Source organism: Nocardia sp. NPDC050435 (assembly GCF_040655395.1).
Taxonomy (GTDB): Bacteria; Actinomycetota; Actinomycetes; order Mycobacteriales; family Mycobacteriaceae; genus Nocardia.
On record NZ_JBFAJW010000011.1, the window covers coordinates 238,337 to 259,784 of the forward strand.

The 21,448-nt window shown below is 64.8% G+C and carries 19 protein-coding genes and 1 pseudogene; 4 read left to right on the forward strand and 16 right to left on the reverse strand.

The window, feature by feature from the left end:
• Nucleotide 1 precedes the first annotated feature (1 nt).
• On the forward strand, nt 2-1,096 hold the full coding sequence (locus AB0I43_RS31175; RefSeq protein ID WP_356971282.1) for an SCO2521 family protein: 1,095 nt from the start codon (nt 2-4) through the stop codon (nt 1,094-1,096).
• Nucleotides 1,097-1,103: 7 nt separating this feature from the next.
• On the opposite strand, the gene AB0I43_RS31180 is transcribed toward AB0I43_RS31175, so the two are convergent.
• The 4 genes from AB0I43_RS31180 to AB0I43_RS31195 all read right to left on the reverse strand — a co-directional run bounded on the left by AB0I43_RS31180 (nt 1,104) and on the right by AB0I43_RS31195 (nt 4,179).
• On the reverse strand, nt 1,104-2,000 hold the full coding sequence (locus tag AB0I43_RS31180) for a potassium channel family protein (protein ID WP_356971280.1): 897 nt from the start codon (nt 1,998-2,000) through the stop codon (nt 1,104-1,106).
• A 67-nt stretch (nt 2,001-2,067) separates the two neighbouring features.
• Nucleotides 2,068-2,586, reverse strand: a complete 519-nt coding sequence (locus tag AB0I43_RS31185) for a GNAT family N-acetyltransferase (RefSeq protein WP_356971279.1) — start codon at nt 2,584-2,586, stop codon at nt 2,068-2,070.
• 77 nt (nt 2,587-2,663) lie between these two features.
• Nucleotides 2,664-3,164 (reverse strand): N-acetyltransferase, encoded by a 501-nt coding sequence (locus AB0I43_RS31190; protein WP_356971277.1) that lies wholly within the window; start codon nt 3,162-3,164, stop codon nt 2,664-2,666.
• 133 nt (nt 3,165-3,297) lie between these two features.
• Nucleotides 3,298-4,179 carry a sigma-70 family RNA polymerase sigma factor gene (locus tag AB0I43_RS31195; protein ID WP_356971275.1) on the reverse strand — a complete coding sequence of 294 codons (882 nt, stop codon included), beginning with the start codon at nt 4,177-4,179 and terminating at the stop codon, nt 3,298-3,300.
• A 211-nt stretch (nt 4,180-4,390) separates the two neighbouring features.
• Here AB0I43_RS31195 and AB0I43_RS31200 point away from each other — a divergent pair.
• Nucleotides 4,391-5,494, forward strand: a pseudogene (locus AB0I43_RS31200) (serine hydrolase domain-containing protein).
• A gap of 19 nt (nt 5,495-5,513) precedes the next feature.
• Complete coding sequence (locus tag AB0I43_RS31205; RefSeq protein WP_356971273.1) at nt 5,514-5,939, forward strand: DoxX family protein; 426 nt, start codon at nt 5,514-5,516, stop codon at nt 5,937-5,939.
• Between the two features lie 339 nt (nt 5,940-6,278).
• On the opposite strand, the gene AB0I43_RS31210 is transcribed toward AB0I43_RS31205, so the two are convergent.
• The 4 genes from AB0I43_RS31210 to AB0I43_RS31225 all read right to left on the reverse strand — a co-directional run bounded on the left by AB0I43_RS31210 (nt 6,279) and on the right by AB0I43_RS31225 (nt 12,107).
• Complete coding sequence (locus AB0I43_RS31210; protein ID WP_357433056.1) at nt 6,279-8,153, reverse strand: acyl-CoA dehydrogenase family protein; 1,875 nt, start codon at nt 8,151-8,153, stop codon at nt 6,279-6,281.
• Between the two features lie 175 nt (nt 8,154-8,328).
• Nucleotides 8,329-9,513, reverse strand: coding sequence for a cytochrome P450 (locus AB0I43_RS31215; protein ID WP_357433057.1), 1,185 nt, complete (start codon nt 9,511-9,513; stop codon nt 8,329-8,331).
• A gap of 999 nt (nt 9,514-10,512) precedes the next feature.
• Nucleotides 10,513-11,352, reverse strand: a complete 840-nt coding sequence (locus tag AB0I43_RS31220) for a hypothetical protein (protein WP_356971268.1) — start codon at nt 11,350-11,352, stop codon at nt 10,513-10,515.
• 353 nt (nt 11,353-11,705) lie between these two features.
• Nucleotides 11,706-12,107: a hypothetical protein gene (locus AB0I43_RS31225; RefSeq protein WP_357433058.1), complete on the reverse strand. Its 402-nt coding sequence runs from the start codon at nt 12,105-12,107 to the stop codon at nt 11,706-11,708.
• Between the two features lie 529 nt (nt 12,108-12,636).
• On the opposite strand from AB0I43_RS31225, the gene AB0I43_RS31230 reads away from it, so the two are divergent.
• A complete protein-coding gene (locus AB0I43_RS31230) occupies nt 12,637-12,876 on the forward strand; it encodes an integrase core domain-containing protein (protein ID WP_357433059.1) in 240 nt (79 codons plus the stop codon).
• A 278-nt stretch (nt 12,877-13,154) separates the two neighbouring features.
• Here the strand turns inward: AB0I43_RS31230 and AB0I43_RS31235 are convergent, their stop codons facing one another.
• From AB0I43_RS31235 to AB0I43_RS31270, 8 genes are all read right to left on the reverse strand, one after another.
• A complete protein-coding gene (locus tag AB0I43_RS31235) occupies nt 13,155-13,538 on the reverse strand; it encodes an ectoine synthase (protein ID WP_357433060.1) in 384 nt (127 codons plus the stop codon).
• Nucleotides 13,539-13,631: 93 nt separating this feature from the next.
• Nucleotides 13,632-14,825, reverse strand: coding sequence for an acyl-CoA dehydrogenase family protein (locus tag AB0I43_RS31240; protein WP_357433061.1), 1,194 nt, complete (start codon nt 14,823-14,825; stop codon nt 13,632-13,634).
• Nucleotides 14,822-15,073: a phosphopantetheine-binding protein gene (locus AB0I43_RS31245; RefSeq protein WP_357433062.1), complete on the reverse strand. Its 252-nt coding sequence runs from the start codon at nt 15,071-15,073 to the stop codon at nt 14,822-14,824. The genes AB0I43_RS31240 and AB0I43_RS31245 overlap by 4 nt, the downstream gene beginning before the upstream one ends.
• Nucleotides 15,066-16,274: a hypothetical protein gene (locus AB0I43_RS31250; protein WP_357433063.1), complete on the reverse strand. Its 1,209-nt coding sequence runs from the start codon at nt 16,272-16,274 to the stop codon at nt 15,066-15,068. Before AB0I43_RS31250 ends, AB0I43_RS31245 begins: the two co-directional genes overlap by 8 nt.
• Before the next feature lies 1 nt (nt 16,275).
• On the reverse strand, nt 16,276-17,715 hold the full coding sequence (locus AB0I43_RS31255) for a class I adenylate-forming enzyme family protein (protein WP_357433064.1): 1,440 nt from the start codon (nt 17,713-17,715) through the stop codon (nt 16,276-16,278).
• A gap of 368 nt (nt 17,716-18,083) precedes the next feature.
• On the reverse strand, nt 18,084-19,136 hold the full coding sequence (locus tag AB0I43_RS31260) for a glycosyltransferase family 4 protein (protein ID WP_357433065.1): 1,053 nt from the start codon (nt 19,134-19,136) through the stop codon (nt 18,084-18,086).
• On the reverse strand, nt 19,133-20,083 hold the full coding sequence (locus tag AB0I43_RS31265) for an NAD-dependent epimerase/dehydratase family protein (RefSeq protein ID WP_357433066.1): 951 nt from the start codon (nt 20,081-20,083) through the stop codon (nt 19,133-19,135). Before AB0I43_RS31265 ends, AB0I43_RS31260 begins: the two co-directional genes overlap by 4 nt.
• The gene (locus tag AB0I43_RS31270; protein ID WP_357433067.1) at nt 20,076-21,425 is read right to left on the reverse strand and encodes a nucleotide sugar dehydrogenase; all 1,350 of its coding nucleotides are present in this window, start codon (nt 21,423-21,425) and stop codon (nt 20,076-20,078) included. The genes AB0I43_RS31265 and AB0I43_RS31270 overlap by 8 nt, the downstream gene beginning before the upstream one ends.
• Nucleotides 21,426-21,448: the final 23 nt, after the last annotated feature.

A 21,448-nucleotide genomic window follows, 5' to 3' on the forward strand; every position in this document is an offset into this window, starting at 1 on the left:
CATGCCGCAGCCGTGGTTCCCGGCGGCGCGGCCGGTATCCGTCGACCGTTCCAGTCCGGCCCTGCGAGTGCAGCGTCGCGCAAGACGCGTCCGCTTGCTCACCCGCAGTGCGGGCAGCCAGCCGCGTACACCCGCGCCCGAGGGCCCGCTGATCGAATTCGGTGAGGTGGTTACTGCGCTCCTGCCGAATTCGACTGTTATGCACCGTGATTCACTGAACGAGCTGCTCGGTCTGATGTCTGATCTCGGCATCGCGTGGCGGGAACGGCCGATCCCGCTGGCGACCTCTCCGGACATCACCGAGGGAGTGGACTGCTTGCTGGTGACACCGAGGCGGTCGGAGATGCGCGCGATCGGGACGGTGGCTCTGCGCGCGGTGGTCTATGGTGGGCGCGTTCTGCAGAGTTCCGCGCAGACTCGGGTGGTTCGAGCCGAAAGCGACAAGCGGCGCCCCTGGGAGCATTACCTGGATCATCATGGTGTGCTGGAGGTGGTTTCCAAGGTCACCCCGACCACCTCCGACGAGTTGGTCGCGGGGTTCCTGTCGAACGATTCGATGCCGGATTCGTTGAATCTGAAAGCGATCTGCGACCGATTGCTCGGACGAATCAGGATGAACAAGCAGCTCGATCAGCGTGTGCCTCTGCGCACGCGTCCGACCCGGATGCGCTGGGCAGCCCGGATCGGGCGGCCCGGCCAGCCGCGACTGGTCTTCAAACTCGGTGCGGATCGGGTCCGGACCGTGCTGATTTCCGTGCGGAACGAGGCCGAGCTCGATCAGGTGCCCCGATTCTGTGAGGATCTCGGCGTGCACGATTGGCTGTTGACGCTCGGATCCGCAGCGCTGGCCGATACCGACATCGCGGCTCCCGATCAACAGCAGCACATAGACGTGCTCGCGCCGACACTCACTCAACTGGCGCATCTCTGGATGCCTGGCGCGCACACGCCGACAGACCTGCTCGATCTGTGGAGTTCGCTGCAGGAGCGACCAGGTTTCACCCGGGAGTGGCACGCGATTGTCGACCAGCTGCGGGACCGCCTGTCTCTGGCGGTCTTCGAGAGCCTGCGCGAGAACATGATCAGGTCGGTGTAGCCGGCGATCAGAGCCGGAACCAGCGCCGCACCAGTAGCGCGAAGAACACGGAAATGAGCACGATTCCGGAGTAGGACTCGATGATCAGCAGAATTCGTCCGGTCGTGTTGACGTCGTCGAGATCACCGAAGCCCACCGGGTTGAGGAAGTTGACGAGCACCATGTGAATCGCCGAACTCAAGGGCAGCGATGTTGTCGACCACAGCCCCGCGGCGAAGATCAGCAACAGCGCCGCCATCCAGCCGAGAAGCCAGAACGGCCGGAAACCATAGCCGCACAGAAGATCCGAAAGCCAACCTGGCAGCCGGCGCCATCGCGGGAACACCGCTTGGCGCCGCGCTCTCGCCAAGGCCAGGCCGCATCTGTCCTGGCCCGCGAAATCCTCTTTCTGGCGGTGCAATTCGGTGCCACGCAGGTAGGCCAGAGCCGCATGGGCGGCCAGCCCCATCGTAAGCAGTCCCTGGCCCAGCGACTCGTAAACTCGGGCCAGCCGGGCGCTTTGGGTGCGGCTCAGGCGTCGTGGGCCACGCAACTCCACCTCGGCGGCCAGCAGGGCACTCAACAGGGGCTTGAGCTTTTCGACGTTCGGGAGATCCGGTTCGGCGGCCACATTCTTCCATTCTTCGGCCGCGGTGAGATAGATCTGTTCGAAAACCGTACGGTCACCCATGGCTGAAATGCGAGCCCTGACATACACGTCGATGAGCAGCTCGACATAGGTGTTCATGCTGTCGAGCAACTGCTCCTCGTCCGGGTGCGTTACGCCCGTACCGACCTTGTCGAGGTGTTTCGCCACTTCGGGGGCGTAGCTCTTTTCGCAGCGCCGTTTGATCACGTCGGCCATTGCGGCTATCGCTTCCGCCTTCTTTTTCGCTTCCGCCGACAGATCTTCATGATCGAACATGGTGCTCCCCCCGGGTGCTCCTACATCGTTGTTCTGATGTGACACCCACCATAGCAATGCATTTCAGCTACTGATTGGACGAGCGTTTCGTCCACGGGTCGCGGACATCCGTGGCTGATGGCGGGTGCAGGTCACGGACCAGGACATTGCGCGGCTCTCCTATGCCGAAGTACTGGTCGTCATGGCTGTCGTGCCGGAAATTGCAGGTCGTGTACAGATTGTTGGCGACCCCGTCGGCCGGGCGAACTGTCAGATACACGCTATCGGCCAGCGCGGCGCGACCGTTGAGGACCGCGCGTTCCAGGAGTGCGCGACCGAATCCATAGCCCCGATAGGTTTTAGAGATCGCCAACGTCATCACCCAGCAGCGGCGTCGCGCATCGATGCCGACAACGGCATAGCCGATGATCGCCCCCCGGTGTTCGGCTATCACCCAGTGTGGACCGTTCAGATCGAACAACTGGCGTAGTACCCAGTAGGGGTAGGCATCGCCTCCGAACAGCTCGCGCTCCAACTCGATGATCGCCGAGAGGTCTTCCACCTGCACGCCACGGAACACCACCCGCGTTCCGGACCCGATATCCAAAGCTCACCTCTGTCTCCCCGATGTGAGTCTTCTTCCAGCGTAAAGCGTTGGTGGGAAACGGGGTTCGGATTCCGGTCTTAGGTGATCGTGGGTCGAGGGAGTTTGTAGATCAGGATGTCGCGCGGCTCGCCGTCGCCGAAGTACCGGTTGTCGCGCTCGACAAGCGAGAAGCCGAAACCTTCGAAGAGGTTGTGGGCGGGCTCGTTCGCCGGATCGACAGCCAGCAGGACCTCGTCCACGCCCTGCTGCTCCCTGTACAGCTGCACGCAGCGTTCTAGAAGGCCGAAACCGATGCCCCGTCCACGGTGATCCGAGGAGACCGCCAGGCTGACCAACCAAGCGCGCTTGCCTTCGCCGATGCACAGCGCATATCCGACAAGCCGGTCGGCGTGGTTTTCGCCGGGTCGCACAGCGACGAAGCTACGCGAGCTGGACGCTTCCAGCAGCTGGCGGAGGACGAAAAACGGATAACGATGATCGGGAAACGCTTCCCCGTCCAGTATCTGGATCCCGGCCAGATCCCCCCGACTCGGCGTTCGGTACAAGACGGGTGTCGAATGCGCGTTCGCTTCGGTCATGTCCTCTCGCGCTCATACACGAGTTCATCGAGGTCGAGCCGCCTGCCGCGACTGGACTGCCAATATACTCGGCGATATCGAGGGGCCGGCGGGAGACGCTTCGAAGTCGGCGGAACTCTCACCCTGATAACGCTCATCCGAGCACGGCGCTCAGATCCAGACGGGCCAGCCGCTCCCGGTCGGAAAGAATATCGATACCGGTGATGCGGTCGTCGGTGACGGTGAAGCCGATGATCGAGAATGGTTGCCCGGCAACGGTATTGACCAGACCGACCCGTCCGTCGACCAGCGCCGGGTAAACGGTGCACCGGGTGGCCATGCGGTGGAAGGTCTCCGCTTGCGCGCCTACCGCGGCCGCACCGCGGATCACGCGCATCGCCTCGCCGGCATCGGCGCGCAGCACCACGTCGGGGTCGAGCAGGCGCAGGAGTTCATCGAAGTCGCCGCCGCGGGCCGCGGTCAGGAACGCGTCGACGACGCGGCGGCCGCGGGGCAGATCGGCGTCCGGTCCGGGTGTGGCGCCCTGGACGCGGCGGCGTGCTTGGCTGGCCAGCTTCTTGGCGGTTTGCGGGGTGCGGTCGACGATGGGCGCGATCTGCTCGTAGGGCAGGGCGAACAGGTCGTGCAGGACGAAGGCGAGACGTTCGGCCGGGCTCAGCGATTCGAGCACCACCATGAGTGCCAGGCCGACCGAATCAGCAAGTAGCGCTTCGTGTTCCGGGTCGGTCGCGGTCTCGCTCGTGACCACCGGATCGGGGAGTCGAGCGTTGTCCAGCGGCTCCTCGTTGCGAGTTCGGCGGGAGCGCAGCATGTCCAGGCAGACCCGGCCCACCACGGTGGTCAGCCAGCCGCCGAGATTGCCGACCTCGGTGGTGTCGGTGCGCGCCAGCCGCAGCCACGCCTCCTGCACCGCGTCCTCGGCCTCGGTACGGGAGCCCAGCATCCGATAGGCGACGGCCCGCAGATGGGTCCGATTGGCTTCGAACCGTTCGGCCAGTAGCTGAGTGTCGTGCACGGGTCCTCCTCGATCGTGTCTCGCACTGATGACGAATCGGGTCCGGGAAACGTGACCGGGCTGGGGATCCGCCCGGCGGAGTCACGTTCGGTTCGCGCCGTACGTCAGGGCAGCAGAACATCCGCCGCGTCCGAGTGCGGCGGACCGCAGGGAAGGAAAACCCGTGGACACGATCGACGTACACGGCACCGTCGCCCCCGGATTCGAGGACGTGCGTACCGAATTCGCCGCCGCCGTCACCGAGGCGGACGGCGCTCAGCTCGCCGCCTTCGTGCGCGGCCGCAAGGTTGTGGACCTGTGGACGGGGCCCGAGGTGTCGGGCACCACACTGACCGGGCTGCATTCGACGACCAAGGGCGCCGCGGCCCTCGTGACGGCCTTGTTGATCCAGGACGAAGCCCTGGACATCGACCGGCCGGTCGCACAGTTCTGGCCACGCTTCGCCACAGCGGGCAAGTAGCGCATCACGGTGCGGGACGTGCTCGTGCACCGATCCGGAATCGTCGGCGTCGAAGGCGGTTTCACCGTCGCCGAACTGGCGGACGAGCGGGTCATCGCCGAGCGCGTGGTGGGTCAGCGGCCGCTCTTCGAGCCGGGCGAGGTACACGGCTACGGCGGCTTCGTCACCTACGCCATCGTGGGGGAGGTGGTGCGAGCGGTCACCGGCAGCACCGTCCAGCAGTTGTTCGAGCAGCGAATCCGCGCACCCTACGATCTCGACGTCCACCTCGGGCTACCGCCCGATCTCGACCACCGCTACCGGCCGATCCTCCCTTGGCAGGCGACCCCGGCGATGACCGCGGCCTTCGCCGCGAACTCACCCAACCCGCACAGCATCGCGGGCATCTCCTACAACCTGAACGCCCGCGACTTCACCCCCGCCGATGTCATGGCCCTGCCGAACGATCCCACGCTGCGCAGGCTCGGCCAGGCTTCGGTCGGTGGTGTCGGCAGCGCGCACGGCGTAGCGGCGATGTACGCGGCCGCCACCACCGGCATCGGCGACCGGGAACCACTGCTGTCCCTGGACACCATCACCACCATCGCGGCGATCCATTCGAGCGGCTTCGACCTGGTGCGCGGCGACCGCGCCCCCTACGCCCTCGGATTCGAAGCCAAGAGCGTGCTGTACCCGTTCCTCGGCGCACACGCGTTCGGCCACACCGGTTCCGCCGGCTCGGACGGCTTCGCCGACCCGCACAGCGGACTGGCCTACGGCTACACCCGCCGTCGCGCGGCCTTTGCCTTCAACGCCCCCGAAAACCTCCGCCTGGCCGCCGCTCTGCACCGCGCCGCGACCTCCATCACCGCCTGACAGAACCAAGGAGCACACCATGACCACCGCACGACGTTCACGCGCCCTGAAACTCGCCCGCTGGATCCCGGTCACCGCCGTCCTGGCCGAAACCGCCGTCGGCGCCTACTGGGACCTCGCCCGAATCGCCTACGTCCGTGAGTCTTTCGATCACCTCGGCTACCCCATGTACTTCGCCACCATCCTCGGCGTTGCCAAGACCGCCGCCCTCGCCACAATCCTCACCCCGGGGCACCCCCGAGCCAAGGAATGGGCCTACGCGGGCCTGGTCTTCGTCTACGGCGGCGCGGCGGCCTCCCACCTCGCCGTGGGCGACGGCCCCGACAAATGGGCGATGCCGGTCGTTTTCACGGCCGCGACCTTCGCCACCCGGGCGACGCTGCAGGGGAGGGGATTTCGCGAATCGATCGGAGGTCGGTCAACACGTTCAGCCGTTATCGCATAGGTGAACAGTTGCTCCGAGAGCATCGCGGGTGCAGGACCAGCCGGGCATTCCGAGCACGCACTCCCCAGCGCGCAATGCAGTCTGATCGGGCGAAAGACATCGTCGTACAGGGTGACGAAGCAGGTCAGGCGAGGCCATTGCCGCAGTGCCGACTATGGTCCGAAAGAAGCCTCTACCCAACAAGCACTGTCGTGCGCAGGGTGCGGGATTGTGGCGCCAATGCCACGCAGACAGTTGTTCGGGACCAGCGCGAGAACGTGATCTCGCGCTGTATCCGATCGACGAGTTCGGCAGGCTCTCAGCTCATCCTTTCTGGTCGTCGACGAGGTGCCCGTGCGGTCACGAGGTCCAGCCCGCGAAATCCTCGTACCAGCGCAGATAATCCGCGGAGAAGATCGGCGCGAACTGCAGATCGGGCAGGTCGAAGCCCGCGCAGAGGGTCGGCAGGTGGTCGGCCAGGATCGCGCGATTCCGGCGCAGTTCGTGTCCCACCCGCTCCAGGTCCGGGTGCGCGCTGAACCATGCTCCGTGGCTGTGCACACACTCGAGCGCGAAGGTCGCCGCGGCGGCTTCCGCGAGCCGGCGAGCGGTCGGCTCGGTGGTGCTCATCGACTCCAGGTGCAGGCTCGTGGCTGCCAGCCGCTGGGCGGTCGCCTCGGCCAGTTCGACCGCGGCGGTTTCCGGGCCGTCGGCTCGGCTCGCTGGGTCCAGGACACCGTTGCGAAGGCTGTCGGCGATCCGGCGTTCGCGTGCAATCAGCATGTCCAGGTACCACGGCAGGTCCTCGGGAGTGCCGGGCAGTCGCAGATTTTCGAGCCCCGGCTGCTGGCCGGCTTTGACCTGGAGGATCCTGTTCGCGCCCTCGGCGGTGATGATCGCCTTGGTATTGCCGATCCAATCGCTGATCAGATTGCTGCGCAGCGCGCCCTGTGCGCCCGCGAGTTGCTGGCACGCCGTCAGAATCTTCAGCGTGGTGTCGCTGAGCAGTGGTTTGGCGAGCATCGCCCACAGGGCGTGGACGCGGTCGTCGGAGTCGGAGGCCGCGCGCTGGTCGCGGATTCGGCGCCCGAGCACACTGCACGCGTACACCGCCGCGATCCCGGAGACGAGATCCAGCCGAACATTGTCGCGCTCGGCCATCACCATGCCTTTCCCGGGGCGCCGCTGTCGCGAATAGCCTGTCAACCCGGCCAATCCGGCGCGTGCGGAGGCAATCGCGGCGTTGGCGAGGTCCAGCCGTCCGTCCCCGAGGACGGCGATGGCGCGATGGAACCGCGCGTGGTGTGGCACCTCGCACACGAAGCGCCCGTCCTCGGTGATCTGTGCCCAATCGCCGCCGAGCAGCGCGTCGCGCGGCACCCACACCCGGGTGAACCGATACAGACCGTGATCCATCGCCGCGGAACTCTTCGGCGGTAAGGTCGCTGCCTGGAGCCCCGGAGCCAGCCCGGTGGACACCCGCAGCCGCCGGGCGATCTCGGACTTGGGAGCGAAAGCCCGCATGAGAGCGAGCATTACGCGCCTGCGCCGCGTCGGCGTGGTGCGCAAACGCACCAGGAACGGCAGCACACCCTGGTCGGCGCCCTCGACCAGGAGTCGGGCGGTGACCACCGCCGTTTTCGGGATCGTCGAGGCCGCGTTGGGCATGAACTTCCACGCCTGCGCGGTCCGAGTGGTGATCCAGAAGCCTTCGGTGCCGGCGTCCCACTCGGCGACGGCCTGATGGTCGTTGCCGTTGGTGCCGCCCAGCTCGGTCAGCATGAGCACACCGATGGTTTTCCCGCTGTCGAGTTCGTCCAGGGCCTGCTGTTGATAGGCCGAGCCGTTGCCCAATCGGGTGATCGCGCTGATCGTCAGCGAGAAGTGCCCGGTCAGGATCAGCAGCAATCTGGGGGCGGACACTTGAGCGGCGTCGCACAGCGCGCCGCGAAGCTGGTGGTCGGCGGCGATCTCTCTCGCAGGCCGCCCCAATCGGGCAATCACTTGCCGGAGCAGGCCGGGCGCGATCAGGGTTTCCTCGTCGTAGGTGAGCCCTGCTCGGGGTCGGTCGCCGAGATCGGCTACCACAGCCCGCAATTCCTGATGGAGCGACCAGTGCCGGCCGAAGATGATCTGCCGCAATGCGGTAACAGGCCCGGGGTCGGTCGAACCGAGCGGTGGCTCGGAAGAATTGTCGACCACGTCGGTAGGACCGGGCAGATTGGTTATTGTCATGGTGTACCCACTCAGCATCATTGCCCCGCGCCCAGATACCCGCGCTTATGGCACGGTGTCGGCCCGGACGCGGAAAGTCCAGCGGCCGGGGCCTGATACTCCGGTGGCCCCGGTCTTCGTACGATCAAACATTCATCGTCATCCCATGCAATCTCCTACCGCCGAACGTGCGACTTCAAATCGGGCCGAGTTGGGGGGCCGAATACAGCTCACGCGGTACCTGCGGCGTCGGGGCGAAAGTGACGGGCAGACTGACCAGACCGCGTGCGAAAGGTCCCTTCCGCCACAGCAATTGCTGTTCGGGCACCGCCAGTTGAATATCCGGGAGAATGTCGAGGAGCGTGTCGATCAGGCCCGTGATCAGCGTGTAGGAATGGTTCTGGGCATGCTGCGGGCATTCGTGCGGGCCGAGGCCCCAGCTGAAATGCCACCCGTCGTGGTAGAAATCCTGCTGCACATTCAGACTGGGGTTGCTGCTGCACGCCGCCATGCTGACGATCACCGGTTCGTGCGCGGGCAGCCACCTGTCCTCGACCAGCACCGGATGCCGGGGATAGGTCAGCAGATAGTTCGCCAGCGGCGGATCGTTCACCAGCACCTGGATCAGCGCGGTCTTGGTGGACAAAGCCGTGCCGTCCGGGCTGAATTCGGTGAGGATCAATCGCAGCGCGCTGGCGGCGAGATCGGCCGGAAGTTGAGTACCCGCGGAGAGACAGGTGACCAGCTGCTGCACGATCTCCTCGGTCGACAGCGCGGCCGGATGCATGATCAATCGCGACGTGATGTCGTCGCCGAGAGTTTCTCGTTTCATCATGATCAAGTCGGTGAGCGCCGATTCCAGCTGCCGGTTCGTGTCGGCCGTATCCTGTCCGTCGAACAGATCGGCGCTGGCCTTGGCGATTCTCGCGATGATGTCCGGTGTCGAACCGACCATGTAGTTCAGCATCGCGCCCATGGTCGGCAGGATGTAGCCCGTAACGAGATCGAAGGGGTTGTCGACCCCCGCTCCCTGTGTGCAGAAGGAGTTGATCTGCTCATGCGCGACGACCCGCAGCTGTCTCTCGAGTTCGGAGAGCTTGACGCCCGCGAGCGCGTCCTGGGTCGCGGTGCGATACCGCCGGTGCACCGCGGTATTGCCGTCGCTGCGCAGGGCATTGGTCCGGTATTCCACCATCGGCATGAAGTCGAACTTCCGGCCGGGCCATTGGTGGCTGAGAATCTGCTGCCACATCCGCGGGTCCGCGGAGAAGTGATCGGGATCGTGCAGAATTCGCTTCGCCGTGTCGTAATTGATCACCAACGTGGCGGGTACGCCTTCATCGATCTCGATCGGAACCAGTTTCGGGTGACGCTGTCGCATGGCGCGATAGAAACTGTGCGGGTCGCGCGCGAAGTCTTCGGTGAAGATGCGAAACCGTTGCTCGTCAGGGCCGCTGTCGGCCGCCGGCGGTGTGGCTCCGCCCGGGTGATTGAGTTGGGGAGGCTGCGACGAATGCACGATGGAGGGGCTCCTCGAATGGGCCTGACGGACGATGGGAAGAACGGGGGAGTCGCCTGGGCGGCGACGATCGAGCAGCGCTTGGGGCTAGGTCGATAACGGAAACCACCCGGTCCCAGGCATAGTCGAGCGCTGAGGTGACTCGGCAGAGGCGGCCACGGCCGGACGAGACGTCATACCCGAAACTCCTACTCGCCGGTACGTGAAAGTTGCTCGACCGCAGCAAATCTCGGCGCGATCAAACCGACTCATCATATCGACCGGCGGCCTTGATCGCAGCTCAATCCTGCGCTGCCCTCCGGTTGCCAGTGCCCCGTACGGCACCGGATACGACCAGGAGGATCGTCGCTCCTCGCCCCGGCCTTGCCCGAAATGTCCAGTCTGCGTAAAGGTTCCCGGCCCTCGGTCGGGTGTCCGACCAGTGCCGTCTCGACTGCTACCGGGCTGCCGCCCACCGACTTCGGTTCGCGTCTCGAACGCTTGAACGATGAATCAGCTCGGTTCGCCAACTGCTCGCCACCGTGACGGACGCGACACTGCTGCGCTCAGGAGCAGTGCCCTGGCCGGTCGGGCGACAGTCGCCGAGGGGCCTGGACGCGCGTTGGTCGAACGCCCGATTCGTCGAGGCTTTCGGGGTGCGAGCGGGACTCCAGCGCGCACCCGATTCTCGATCTCGAGCTGTGTGCTCGCGGTTCTCAGATCACGCGAGTTGTCGACCTGCCGGGCGCAGGTTCCATTGCTCCATGAGCCGTCCGCTGGCACGGTATATCGTCAGCCGGCACCGACGTCGCGAGCGGTCCGCTGCCGAGAGCCGGCACCGACGTCGCGAGCGGTCCGCTGTCGAGGCAGAAGCGTGTGGGCTCAGCTACACCGGCAATGGCCGGTCACCGCGTCGGGCACCATGTCGCATGCCGGGCAACGGGTTCCGGTTTCCGGCGGCGATGTCGGGCCTGCGAGCGCGGGGCGGGCTCTGTTCCGGCGCGCCTTGCCGACGGCCGCCGTCTTCCCGGCCTGCGGCTGTAGATCCATTCCGCGGCGAACCCGCGCGATCATATTCATGGTGACAGCGTGCAATCCGCTGCGATGCGCTGCTTCGTGGCAGGCGGAGTCGAGGGCGCTCGGGTGCCGGGCCAGCCAATCCCTGATGAAAGCGAGTCGCTGCTCGGTGGCCCGTTCTTCGGCGACGACCGCCGCGGCTTGTTGACGTTGCAGCCGTGCCGCGGCCCTGTTCTGTTCGATCTGCCGCGCGATCCTGGCTTGTTCGTCGAGACGCTGTGGGCCGCGGTCACGGCCCTGCGTCGGCTTCGCGGCTCTTTCCGCGGCGAGGGCCCGCCGCACACTCGCTACAGCCTTCTTGTCGATCGGAAATCCGGCCCGCTGCGCGGCCGCGCGGCACTGCGAGTTGCCGGCGTTGGGGTGTTTGTGAAGCCAGCTCCGAACGAACAGCTCCCATGGCGGCCGCGCCCGCTCGGCTCGGGTTCGGCGGTGCGCCTTCGTTTTTCTCGCCGAGGGTTTTCGCTTCGCCGCCGTCGCGACCGGCTGCTTGCGCGGCCCGCGCTTCTCCGGACGCACCATCCATTCGCGCTGGGGTAGCTCTCCGAACTGCAGGCGATCAGGTCGATCGTCGCTGGCGAAATCGTAGCGGGGATCGAGATCGCCTCGGTGAGCCCGATTCTGATACCAATCATCGATGCTGCCCACCCCGTGTCCCTCCCACTGACACTGCCGCGGACAATGGCCGACGCCAGTGTGCGTCAGCATAAAGACCGGCCACACCGGCTGTTCACGAATTCGCGTACCTGACGGGCCGTGGACGTCGCGAACGTCCGGCCGCGGAGCGAGGGTTCGCTACAGCGCCGATTCCCGGCAGATCGCCACGGGTGCGTAGTAAAGGGTGCGCGAGAGGGGACTCTTTCCCCTCAATACGGCATATAGGCCACAACGGGGTGTTCGAGCGGATCTATGTCACTTTATCTGGAGTGAATAGTAGCTGCTCAGGGGTATAAAGAGAAGCTCGGAATCGAATCAGCGGTGAGGCACGAGCCGTGCGGGGCTCAGGTCTCACGATCCTGGGCGGCGGCGATGAGCTGCCGCACGGGTGCGCTCGTGACGGACCAAACGCCCCATCCGCCGTCACCTACTCGCTCGGCTTGCGCCGCGACCTCCCAAAGGGCATCAGCCAGAGCGCCGTCGCTCACATCGCCGAGCACGGCGGTGCGGAACTCACGGTCGGTCACGAGCTTGGTCCACCACGGCTCCGAGCGCCGCGAGTAGTAGCTGCCGAAGGACGGATAGAACTCGCTTCCCCATGTGGCGGTCGCTCCGGGCCGCGGCTGGGACGAGCTGTGATGACCCAGTGCCGCGATTGCATCGAAACAGCAGAGCGCGTCCAGGATCGGATCCCTATCCGGTATGTCGGAGCCAGGTTGTGGATCGTAGGCGCTGTCGTCGGCCACCTATGGGTGCAACGCGGGCAGGCGGTACGGCTGATGTCAGCCGATGTGGTTGCAGGTATTTGACGAGGCGAATGCGCGGGCGGGACAAAGGCATTGCTAGACCTCGTCAGGCAGTTTCTCGCCTGGACCGATGTGCTCACGCTTGTTAGACCAGTATTTCTCCTCCCTAGTTCAGGGTGGCGCGGCCGCACGATATTGCTGCCGCCGCGGCCGGCGCGGTTCTGCGTGCTGTTGGCGCGCACGGTGTTCGCCATTTCTGGTGTCGTAGCGCGGGATGGTGCGATGTGCCGTTCGCCCGAGGTGTTCTCGAGGCGGGTCAGGTAGGTGTTGTAGGTGCGCAATGTGCTGGCGGTGAGGGAAGCTCGAACCAGCGGGATGATCTATTTGAACCCCGGACCCTCAACGGTCTCGGTGCGCGGGATCGTGGCAGTTATGTTCATCTGCACCAACAGGATTCGCGTGGCCTCGACTGCTTGCGTATCCCCCGTGCGGCGACGTCCACGGCTATGGTTGTAGCGTCGCGTGGGGCATGCTGCCGAAGATTCGTATAGTGCTGCGGGCGGATACATCCGGATATGCTTTGATCCAGGAAATGCGACGAACAGGATCCGGTGAATTCGCCTCCGTCGCGACAGAATTAGGTGTCCGGCGTTCCGTCGGCCGCACTGGCACGTGCTTCGACAATGCCTGGGTAGAATCGTTCAACGGCACCCTGAAGAACGAGCGTGTCAACCGCACCGAGTACCCGACACGTGAGCATGCAGGGTAGGACCTCACGAGCTATATCGAGTTGCGGTACAACCTGATTCGGCTTCATTTCGGAATTGACTGCCGCACCCCAACCGAAGTAGAGTCCGAGTGGTTCGATCGGAATCATGCAGCGTAGAGAAACCAAATATCCGCTGTCTGAAATCTTTCCGGCCCCTCAAGGTGAAGACATCGAAGACGTGGTCAATCGCGAGGTCGGCCGATATTCATGATGGACCGATGAAACACCCGTCTACACCTCGGCGGTATTTGTTGCATTTCGACAACTGTTGCGGTGCATCAGTATGACGAAGCCTCGAGTTGGTCCAGGGAATGCCGTTCGGTGCCGTGCAGTGGTGGATTGAACACGCTCACCAGTACTAGATCGTTGTCCCGGTCCGCACGCAGATAATGCCGGTCGTGGTTGTCGAGCGCGTACAGCACGCCTGGGGTGATCCGGTGAACGGTACCGTCGACGTCTTCGATCTCCCCAGAACCGGCCACGCAAAAGCAGGCCTCCAAATGGGTGCGGTACTCCAGAAACGAACAAGTACCTGCCCGGACAATCGTGTGACAGACGGAAAACCCCATGTTATCCGCCGTAACGAGCAGGCGCCGACTGATGCCATTTCCCCAGTCGACCTCGTACTGTGTTTCGGCCACCCCGGCCAGCGATCTGATCAACAACGAAAACCCCAGTTTCGGTGGAAACCCCAGGAACTACTTACTGAATAGTCAATCGAAGTCACAGTCTTGTCAAGCGATTGGCTTGCTACTTCAGCTTGCCCATAAATCTTCTACCAGCGTTCGCATTTGATACGCACGCAGGGACAGCAAGTTTCCTGTGCCGACGAGCAGCGCGTCGTTGCGAGTGACGAGGGCTGTCATCCGAAGATCGCGCCAGTGCCGTTCGATATCGCTGCCCGGGGCCAATGCGGGTGCGCCGATATCGGCGACCACACTGTCCACAACACGGAAGCAGGTCTCCGAAGCGCCGACCTTGAGCAGGTTGGACCGCACGGTGACATGTTCGTTCACGCGGATGCCCGTGGTTTCCCCTGACAATTCCTGCTGATGGCGCAGCAACGCCCCGGTGACGGATTCCAGCTCCCATACTGCTCTGGCGAGCGAGGCCCGCGGCATGCTGCCGACGGCTCGTCTGCGCGCGAATCGTTTGCGTGCTGGTCCGCCGGTGGCTTGTTCGATGACATGCGCGGCGGCCCCCACCCACGATGCCGCCCAGCCGAGATGAGCGAGCCTGCTCCAGCGAGCCTTCGCTACTCCGGAGAACCCCAGCGCTCCGCCGATCAGCAAATCCTCGTCACCTTCGGCTTCCAGTACGAGCGAACGGTTCTCGGTGGCACGCATACCGTTGAGTGGTGAGCATTTCCGCATGCCCGCAACGCCGTCCAGAGTCGCGGACGCAGGTACCCACGCCATGGTGACGGTGTTGGAGTCCGCACCCGCGGCGGTGACCAGGAACGCGCCGGCGTGACGCGCGGCGGATACTACAGGAGCGTCCCGTTGCAATAGCCAAGAACCCGGTGACCTCCCAGCAGCCAATGACGTATTCGCAGTGGCGATGCCGGGGTACAACGTGTCGGCGCCCTGCCGTTCGGTTGTTACTGAGCAGAGTAATTGCCCGTCGTCGATCACCTTCCGGGCGGCCTTGCGGACCACCGGCGACCCGTGCCGGAACACGAGGTCCGCCTGCTGGCAGTGCATCACCCACACATATGCGGTCGACAGGCACGCTGCGCCGAGACTGACGGCAGCTGCGCAGAACTGACCATCGGTGAAGCCCAGGCCGCCCGCCTCTGGCGGGACCATGGCATGTAGGAGGCCACTCGCGCCGAGATCGGCGAGCGTTTCCTCGGAGAACGCTGCCTCGGCATCGGCTGAAGCGGCACGTCGGCCGATTCGTTCGATCGCTTCGGTGAGTGGGGCAGTGGGATGCTCGTGGCCGCTCACGTCGCGAACCGCCGAACAACCTCCAATGTGGACTCGACGGTGGCGAACGTATCCCCCGTGAGGTATTCGTTGGGGAAGAAAAAGTCCAGCTCGTCCTCGAGTGCCGTGACGAGTTCCACCAACCGCAGCGAGTCCATCCCCATTTCCCATAATCGGGCATCCGGCGGCAGGTCGGCAGTCTCGCTGATCCCGCACGCTCGGCGGATCGCCACTTCGGTTCGCGTTGTCACGGTATCTTGGTCAGCCACAGGCACCTCTCAACATCGTTACCCTTGTCGCACCGAGCACATCCGTTCCGTCCACGACCACCTCGGCGGGCAACTGACGGGACAAGAAGCCTACCGCGCTGGCGGAAAGTCCGTAGGCGCCGACGTTCGGCACCCGGACGATGTCCCCGACCCCCACGTCCATCACGACTTCTCGATTGAGCACGTCGAACGGTGTGCACAGCGGTCCGGTCACGGTCACCGGGCCAGGACGGCCCGCCGGTGTCCGACGGTGCACCACCTCGACATCTATCGGGGCCGGGAGGGTTCGGCCACTTGCCTGCAGTCCCGCGACGCAGTTCACGCCCGCGTCTAGCACGAGGTACTCCTTTCCCTTCGAGCGTTTCCGGTCGAGCACGGTCGCGTACATGGTTCCCGCTGCTGCGGTGAGAAAGCGGCCGGACTCGAAGATCAGGGTCGTGTCAGCCATCGCAGGTGCAGCGGCGAGTTCGGTCAGCAGTGCCGCTCGAAGACCGTCGAGGCCGGTCCGCCCGGCACGGCCGAACGGCGCGGCGAACCCGCCACCGAGGTCGAGGATCGACGGCTGGAAGCCATACAGTTCGGCGCACTCCTGCACGAAGCGCAGCGCGTCGCTCGCAGCGCCGCCGATCACCTGGACGTCGGGTTGGTTGGACATGGCGTAGATCTGGAACCCCACGATGTCCCCGGCGCCTAGATCGTGCGCTGCCCAACCGTCCTTCAGGTCGGCATCGTCGATACCGAACTGGCTTGCTCGCCCGGACATGGTCAGTGACGCGCCCTTGCGGTCGGTCGTCACGTTGACTCGAACCAGAATTCCGGCGAAGCCGCCGATGCGGCGAATCTCGGCCAGCTCTCGGAAGCTCTCAGCTGTGACGTAGCCACCCCATCGTTGTGCGAACTCGGACAGTTGTGCCCTGGTCTTTCCCGGTCCCGAATAGATGATCGAGGAAGACGGCGTGCCGGCGGGGATCGATGACCATTCGCCGTCGCTGCTCACTTCGACACCTAGATCGACCGCTAGGCAGGCCGCGACGATATCCGGATGCGGGTTGGCTTTCAGTGAGTAGAACACCTGAGCGCCAGCCGGAAGCGCGGCCCGCAACACTGTCGCCGCGGTGCGCACCTTCGCCAGGTCGTAGACGTAGAACGGCGTGCCGACCTCGTTCGCGAGCGCGAGTACCTGGTCGGTAGAAAGCGACATGTCAGGGACTCTTTCTGTCGGCGAGCCCACGCAGCAGGGCGAGATCGACCTTCCCGCGGTCGTTGACCGGGAGGTGCGCGAGGACTCGGATGTCGTTGGGTATTTTCCACGTGCCGACGAGTTCGCCGATGCGTCGCCGGATCTCAGTTTCCGTTGCGGTGCCCTCGATGTACAGGACCGGTTCACCGTTTCGGCCGGATATCAGCGCGGCCATGCTGACCGTCGCAAGGTCGGTCGCAGCGCGCTCGATCTCGGCAGCGGACACCCTGGTCCCGCGGATCTTGACCTGCCCATCGCGTCTGCCGTGCACGTAGAGCCTGCCCTCGGCATCGAGATGACCGTTGTCGCCGGTCAGCAACTCTCGGACACCGTGGTGTTCCCGGAAAGTGGCCCGTGTCCTCTCCGGATCACCCCAGTAGCCGGACATGACATGCGGGCCACGCACGATGACCTGACCGATCTCACCGGGGGCGGCCGGATGTCCGTTCTCGCCCTGGATCCACACCGTGGTGCCGGGCAGTGCGCGACCGACGGTGCCCGGTGCCGACAGATCCTCGTCTACGGCTGAGATCGTGGTCCGCTTGCACTCGGTGAGTCCGTACATCGAGACCAGACCGGCACGAGGGAAGAGGTCGCGTAACGCGGCGCGGGTGTCGTCATCCCAGTGCGCGCCGGTACTGGTGATCAGGCGGACGCCGGTCCGGACCGAGGCGGGCCAGCGGGCGGCGAGTGACAGACAAGACCGTGCGAGCGCGGGCAGAACCGGGAGGACGGTTGGTTCCCATGCGCTGGCTCTGGTGAATGTGGCGAGGGCATCACCGGGGGCAGCCACGGCGAGACTCGCGCCAGACGCCGCGGTCAGGAAGAGTTGGTAAAGGCCATAGTCGAAGGAAAAAGGCGGTATCGCGAGGACTCGATCAGTGGGCAGATAGTCGAGCATCCGAATGATGGCGCCGACGCTGAACGACACCGCTTCCCGTGGGCAGACCACACCTCCTGGCTGTCCTGACGAGCCTGAAGTGTAGATGACCAGAGCGGGGTCTCCGGTCTGGTCGACCATTCCGCCAGGACCGGCTTCAGTGATCATCTCGCCGTGGTGCTCGGTCAGGATGAGGTGTGGCGCGTAGTCCTGCTCGATCATCTCGCGCTGGGTATCGCTGTACCGGTCGCCGATCACGGAGACGGTCGCGCCGAGATGTGATGCGGCGTAGACCGACATCGCCGTGAGCGTGGCGCTGCGCACCGCTACCAGAACGCGGCTGCCCGGTCCGATCCCGTGGTCGGCAAGAGACCTTCCGAAATCCCGTACGGCTGCCCATAGCTGGGCGTAGGTGAGGTCGGCGCCGTTCTCGGCGATCGCGACCGCATCGGGGCGTCGCGCGGCGGATAATTGCAGCAGCTCGGACAGAAATGGTGTGTGTGTCTGCGCGCGGCCGGTCATCAGTGTGTACCCAATTTGTCACGCATGGGGGTAGTCGTGGCATGCCGGAGATGAATCCGGCTATGCCGCAGCACGGGACACAGCACGTTCCCCCGATTCTTCGTTGTTCCGCCTGTAGAGGGTGCGAACGAATTCTGGTATGGCCCAGTATGTTCGCTGCCAGCAGTATGTTCACATTCGGTCCGGTTGTAAAGCGTGTCGAAGGACATGAGGCGGTGAGGTAACAGCGGTGGACGCAGGTGTTCAACTTGACAGGTAGACGGTGAACACGAGAAGGTTGAGCGTCGGATATTGATCGCTTATTTCATTTTGCTGCGACCACTTTCTCATGTAAAGATTGCTCGAAAGCAACCGAAATTCGATAGTGGTCAAGACTCGCATTTGAACATGGACACCGTGGTACCGAGAATCCGCCGGTATCCGGCCGACACCGCAGTGGCAACCGCGTGCCAGCTCAGTTCCCGTTCGGCGCGGCGGAGCCCTTCCAGGCCCATCGCAGCGCGCAGCGGCGGGTCGGTGATCAGCTCGACCAGAGCGGAGGCTATCGCCGCAGGCCGGGGCGGGACGACAAAGCCGTCCACCGAGTGCCGGACCACATCGTGTGCTCCCGGGAAGTCTCCGCTCACCACGGGCTTGCCCAGCCGCCAAGCTTCGGCGAATACGACGGGAAACACCTCGGCGCTCGATGGTAGGCACAGCACATCCGCCGCGGCGATGGCATCGTGCTTTTGTTGTTCGTCGACGACGCCGAGGTCGATCATTCGCGGATCGGCGTGCCGTTGGAAGATTGCCGCGGCATCGGGTTCGGCATTCGGCCCGGCGAAGGCGAAGACGGTGTCGGGCAGCGCCTGCCAGACCAGCGGCATGGTCTCCAGCAGTCGTCGGTAACCCTTGAACGCGATGCGCCGACCCACGAAAAGCACCAGCGGACCGCTGATCTCGTACGCTCGCCGGAAGCGCTCGGGGTTCGCCACTCCAGCCACATCGGGAGCCGCTGGGATGCGGGTGATCCGATCGGGTGAGACCCCCTTGCCCACCAGAACTCCGTCCTCGCCTTTAGTCATACTGAACAGCATGTCCGCCTGTCGGCAAAGGTGATCGCCCGTCACCGGGTCGGGCCACACGGAACTGTCCGTCGCGGGGGTCAGCGCGAAGGGGATCTCGAATCGTCGGGCCAGCTGCCAGCCATGGTCAGCCGACTGCGGTTTGCCCAGGTCGAACGCGTGCGCGAGCTCCGGTTGTACCGGGAGTTCCGTCGTGTCCGCCGGCAGGCAGCGGACATCCACCATGGACGGTGAATCGGTCAGCACGGTGATGTCGTGTCCCTGGTGGGCAAGACTCTCCACGGTGCGCCACGCCATGCGTTCGGCTCCGGAGTAAGTGCCCTGGTAGGTCCCGAACGTCACGACGACGCGGGTCACCGGGCGTACCACTCGTAGGTCAGGCGCAAGCCCTGGTCCAGCGGAACTCGGGGCTGATAGCCGGTCAACCCGCGCAATGTGGTCAGATCGGGCAGGCGACGTTCGGGTGAACCTGGTGGCGGAGCGAAGATCTCGACCCGCGGCTGGACGCTGGCGACCTCGAAGACACGATCCGCGAGGTCGCGGGCGGTGATCTCTTCGGTGTCGTTTCCGATGTTGACGACCACACTCGCCCCAGCCGACTGGGCGACCGCGACGGTCGCGGATACCGCGTCCGCCACGTAGCAGTACGCGCGGGTCTGGTCCGCGCCGTAGACCGGGAAAGGATCTACGCCGTCCAGCGCTCGACGCAGGAACTGCGGAATGACATGGGAATTTCCCATCCTGGGGCCGTAGACGTTGTGGTATCGGCCGATCCGGACAGGGAAGTCCTCGGCGTATTGCATCACCAGTAGTTCGCCGGTCGCCTTACTGAGCGAGTACGAGGTCCTCGGCGCCCATAGTTCAGCTGCCACATAGGGCACGGACTCCGGTGCGGGTAGTCCGGTGAGGCCAGTGGCGACCGCACCGTCCGCAACCTCGCTGGTGGAACTGAAAAACAGCATGCCTGGTGGCTGCGACGAACACCAATCGAGCAGATTCAACGTGGACACGACGTTGGTCCGCAGTACATGGACCGGATTCTCGATCGTGCGCTGGACTCCGACGACGGCGGCGAGATGGTAGACCCCGTCGAAGTCCCCGGACAGCAGGCCGGCGGGAATCGGCAGGCGCAGGTCGTGTTCCACCACCAGAGCGTGCTGGCGCAGCCGTTCGAAATCCTGGTCCGGTTTACTTCGAGAGAAGTCGTCGAGGATTGCGACTTCGGTCCCCTCCTCGAGCAGCCGCCAGGCGAGGTGATGACCGATGAACCCGCCGCCGCCGGTGACGAGGACCCGGTCAGCCACGGCCGAACCGTACATAGTTGATGCCGTCGGCGTCGACGAGAGCGTCCTCAGCGATGCCCCACATGTCCAGCACGAGCCGTGGGCCGCGCATCAGCGAACGTATTTGATCAGCAGTGATGTCGCGATATCGGGGATGATCTACCAGTAGCAGGGCGCCATCCGCGTCACGAAGGCCGTCCTCCAGCCCCGTCGGTTCGAACCCGAGTTGACGCACCACGTGGTCGCGGACCAGAAAGTCGTGCCCGGCCAGGGTTTTGACCTCACTGCCCAGTAACCGTGCGACCGTGCTACTCGCGGCGCCGCGGACATCGTCAGTTTCCGGCCTACCCTTGTAGGCCATGCCGCACACCAGGATCTTGGACTCCGCGAACGGCCGATCCGAGAGTCGGGTGAGCTGTTGGGTGAAGCGTTCCACGATCCGGGTGGGAACCTCCTCGTTGAGCCGTCGTGCCGCGGCCACCATCGGCGGGGAGTAGCCGGCCGAGGCCGCGGAATGGATCAGCAGGTAGGGATCTTTGGTCAGGCAACTGCCGCCGACATACCCAGGTGATGCGATGTCAGGCCGCGGATAGTCGGAATTGGCCGAACGGATGACCTCATCGGCGTCGAGGCCGAGGGCTGTCGCCATCAGCGCGACTTCGTTGCCGAAGCCGTAGATCAGATCGGTGTGAGCATTTCCGACCAGTTTGATCATTTCGGCTGTCTCGAGGGACGAGACGTGTACACGCCGTGCGGTCAGCGAGGAGTGTAGAGCGTCAGCGGCGGTGCGGGAGCGCTCGTCGAGTGCGCCGATGATCTGCGGGAGGCTGATCGTTTCAGCAAGGGCGGTGCCCTGGATCAGCCGTTCCGGGCAGAACGCGAGCATGGGACGGGCGACCTTTGTTCGCAGCACAGGCAGTACAAACTGGCGGCAGGTGCCGACCGGGACCGTGCTGCGGACGACGACCAGCGTGTCGTCACCCATGCATGCGGTCGCGGTCTCCGTGGCGGCCCGCAGGTGTGACAGGTCGGGCCGCAGGGTTTCCGGATCGGTCGGGGTGCCGACACAGATGATGACGGCCCGCGGCGGCCCGGCGGACAGTGGCGCCTCGGCAACGGTGAGCATGCCGGCGGGGAGCCGCTGCAACGCCTCGCTGAGGCCGGGCTCGAAGAAGGGGGCCTGCCGCTCCCGTACGGCGTCTCGGATGGCGGGATCAGCGTCTACCCCGGCGACGCGGATACCCTGTCCGGCCAGGGACACCGCGAGCGGTAGGCCGACATATCCGAGACCGATCACTGTGACGTACTCAGCCATACCGGTGATCCTGGTGGGCGGGCGACGGATCGTCCAGGTCTCGCCCATGGACACCCCTGGCTTCGCTACTG